The organism is Clostridium sp. SM-530-WT-3G, assembly GCF_012843905.1.
Lineage (GTDB): Bacteria > Bacillota > Clostridia > Clostridiales > Clostridiaceae > Clostridium.
Genome location: NZ_JABAGC010000088.1, coordinates 1 through 1,136 on the forward strand (window position 1 = coordinate 1; position 1,136 = coordinate 1,136).

General features: G+C 33.2%; 1 protein-coding gene. It reads left to right on the plus strand.

Annotated elements, in window-relative coordinates; translation table 11 throughout:
- Positions 1–26: 26 nt before the first annotated feature.
- Positions 27–1,076 (plus strand): IS30 family transposase, encoded by a 1,050-nt coding sequence (locus HF850_RS15335; protein WP_169106278.1) that lies wholly within the window; start codon positions 27–29, stop codon positions 1,074–1,076.
- The last annotated feature ends 60 nt before the right edge of the window (positions 1,077–1,136 follow it).

Below are 1,136 nucleotides of genomic sequence, written 5' to 3' on the forward strand. Positions count from 1 at the left end.
AAAATTCAACACGGAGGATAATCACTATGGATCATCAAAATCATAACATAGAATCACGTAAAAATAAACACTTGAATGCTAAAGAACGCTTGACTATAGAGCTACGTCTTAAAGATGGATATTCAGCGTATAAAATAGCCAAAGAGCTTAATCGTTCAATAAACACTATTCTTAATGAGATACGTCGTGGTACAACTACACAGATAAAGCAAGGCAAGCATATCAAAATGTATCTTTCAGATACTGGTGCCAATATTTACAATAGAAATCGTGAAAATTCTTGTCGTACATTTAAACGTCTAGAGTGTAGCGAGTTTATTAATTATGCTGTGGATAAGATAAAAAATCATTCATGGTCTCCTGACGCTTGTGTCGGTTACGCCCTTGCCACAGGCAAGTTTCAACGTTCTCAAATGGTTTGCACTAAAACTCTATATAATTATATTGATCTTGGGCTGTTAGAGGTTATTAATGCAGATTTGCCAATGAAGCTACGCAGAAATACTAAACCATCAAGAGTAAAAGAACACAAGAAAAAACTTGGCAGAAGCATTACTGAACGTCCAAGTGATATTGATAATCGTAAAGAATTTGGACATTGGGAAATTGATACTGTTGTTGGGCAAAAATCTAATAATGATTGTGTTCTTTTGACTATTCTTGAGCGTAAAACCAGGAATGCTATTATACAAAAAATTGAATCTAAGACTGCTGAAGCAGTTACGGGAGCACTTAACAGAATCCGTAACATATATGGTAAGCAGTTTAGTGAAGTTTTTAAAAGCATAACTGGTGATAATGGCTCTGAGTTTGCTGACTTATCCACATTAGAATCTGAAATAGGTACAAAGGTATATTTCACTCATCCATATTGCTCATTTGAGAAAGGTACAAATGAACGTCATAATGGTTTAATACGCCGTTTTATCCCAAAGGGAAAACGTATTTCAGATTATAGTCAAGATGATATTGTATTCATAGAAGAATGGATGAATACTCTTCCAAGGAAAATACTAAACTATAAAACTCCAGAAGAGCTTTTTGAAATACACTTAGATGAAATCTATATAGCATAAGTAAATTCAAGCATTTAAGTCATATATAGAAATTAGTTCAATTTGTTATTGCAATTTATC

Coding starts and splice junctions, on each gene's coding strand:
- HF850_RS15335 (WP_169106278.1), top strand. CDS start 27: ATGGATCATCAAAATCATAACATAGAATCACGTAAAAATAAACACTTG.